The sequence below is a fragment of the Actinomadura sp. NPDC048032 genome (assembly GCF_040653175.1).
Taxonomy (GTDB): domain Bacteria; phylum Actinomycetota; class Actinomycetes; order Streptosporangiales; family Streptosporangiaceae; genus Spirillospora; species Spirillospora verrucosospora.
In genome coordinates this window covers 1-2,095 of sequence record NZ_JBEZJP010000732.1, presented here as the reverse complement: position 1 = coordinate 2,095, position 2,095 = coordinate 1, and the positions used below count along the sequence as shown (strand labels likewise).

2 protein-coding genes are annotated in these 2,095 nt (G+C 72.2%); both read right to left on the bottom strand.

The genetic code is table 11. The features are described 5' to 3' along the window. Positions 1–371: 371 nt before the first annotated feature. On the bottom strand, positions 372–1,181 hold the full coding sequence (locus tag AB0C69_RS41660) for a crotonase/enoyl-CoA hydratase family protein (RefSeq protein ID WP_360362312.1): 810 nt from the start codon (positions 1,179–1,181) through the stop codon (positions 372–374). 77 nt (positions 1,182–1,258) lie between these two features. Beyond that, on the bottom strand, positions 1,259–1,750 hold the full coding sequence (locus AB0C69_RS41655) for a metallophosphoesterase family protein (protein WP_360362309.1): 492 nt from the start codon (positions 1,748–1,750) through the stop codon (positions 1,259–1,261). Between the last annotated feature and the right edge of the window lie 345 nt (positions 1,751–2,095).

Below are 2,095 nucleotides of genomic sequence, written 5' to 3'. Positions count from 1 at the left end.
GTCCGCCGGCGGCGTCCTCGGCGCGATCTGGGCGGCGTAGGCGAACAGGTCGTCGCTGAGGTGCTCGACGGTCTCCCAGCAGCTCCATTCAGTTCCAGGGCACGCCAACCCCGGACCGCTCCGCTCAGTCGGCGGTCGAGGCCGTCCCGCCTCGGACGCGACACGTTGGTCGCGCGCGTTCGGACCGGCGGCACGGCGACGGCCACCGGAGGTGAACGCCTTCCTTTTGCGGCGGTGTCCGCTGCTGCACGATGTCCTGTCTGGGCTGGCACACGAACGTGACGGACACACGGGAGGTTCACCGCAGCAAGCGGGGGGCCAATCGCCATGCGAGGCCGCCCGCTTGGTGTCGTGAAGGCGTCGGCGGGGCGTCAGGCCGGGTCGGTGAAGGCGGGCGGGCGCTTGTCGAAGTAGGCGCGGACGGCCTCGACCTGGTTGGGGCTTCCGCGCAGGGCGCCGAGGGTCCGGGACTCTTCCAGGAACTGGCCGGCCAGGTCGGTGTCGGCGGCGCGGTTGAGCAGGCGCTTGGCTCCGCGGACGGCGTCGGGGCTGTTGCCGGCGATCTCGCGGGCGAGTTCGGTGGCGGCGGCGCGCGGGTCGTCGGCGGTGCGGGTCGCCAGGCCGATGCGGACGGCGTCCGCGCCGGAGATCATGCGGCCGGTGAAGGTGAGCTCCTTCGCGACGTCCTCTTCGACCAGGCGGATCAGCGCGGCCGTGCCGGTCATGTCGGGAACCAGGCCCCAGCGGATCTCCAGGACCGACAGGCGCGCGTCCGGGGCGACGATCCGGATGTCGGCGCCGAGCGCGATCTGCAGGCCGCCGCCGAGGGCGTGGCCGTGGACGGCGGCGATGACGGGCTGCGGCAGCTCCCGCCACACGTGCACGGCCTGCTGCCCGAGGTTGGTGATGCGTCCCGGCTCGCGCGCAGTGATGTCGCCGGCGCGCCGCCCGGCGCCGTCGCCGGCCATGGCGGCGAAGTTGGCGAAGTCCAGGCCCGCGCAGAAGGCACGGCCCTCCCCCGACAGGACCACGGCCCGGACGGAGCCGTCGGCGGCGAGGGCGTCTCCGGTGCGGGCGAGCGCCTCGAACGTGGCCAGGTCGAGGGCGTTCAGCTTGTCGGGACGGTTGAGCCGCACGTCGGCGACCCCCTCGCGGACGTGCACGGTGACGCGGTCGGTCATGCCGGGGGCCCTCTCATCCTCGCGGGTCGTCTCCAAGGGACGATTCCATGCGGCGTCCGGCCGGTCGAGGGCGAGGCTCAGGTCACGGGGACGATCCGCGCTTCGGTGAGCCGGCCGCCGTCGATGTCCAGGAGCCCGAGGGTGCCGTGCGGCTGGCGGCGACGGTCGGTCGGCGACCCGGGGTTGAAGATGCGGACGCCGTCGCCGGTCTCGTCCAGGGGGATGTGAGAGTGCCCGAACACGACGAGGTCGGCGCCGGGGAACCAGCGCCGCATCCGGGCGGTGCGGCCCTTGGCCTGGCCGCTGTCGTGGACCATCGCGACGGCGAGGCCGTCCAGGTCGAGTTCGAGGCGTTCGGGCGCGCCCCACCCGGCCACGTCAGGCCCGTCGTTGTTGCCGAGGACGGCGTGGACGGGCGCGTACTCGGCCAGCTCGTCCAGGACGGAGGCGACGCACACGTCGCCGGCGTGCAGGATCACGTCGGCTTCCCGCAGGTGCTCGGCCACCCGCGGCGGGCACGACTTCCAGCGCCGGGGCGCGTGGGTGTCGGAGATGGCCACCGCTCTCATGCGCCCCATTCTCCCTCAGGGGTCACCATGGGCCGGATGCCGACCTCGCCGGGGCGCCGCTCGTCGGCGCGTTCGAGCTGAAAAGTGAGTGATTTTGCCACGACCGGTCTCGGACACGCGTGGGAAACAACTGTAAACACGCAGTCATTACTCAGGGCTGAACTGCGGAGTTACGCTCGAATTCCTCGCGATCGTCCAGAAGGATTCGGCCGTACGCCCCCGGTCGTTCTTCCCGACACGGCGACCCAGCTACGAGTCGGCGTGCGGGCAGCTCGACAACGTGCTCCCCTACGCCGAGGTCAACGACATTCTGAAGCCCGCGCTGCTCAAGGCGGTTCCGTACCC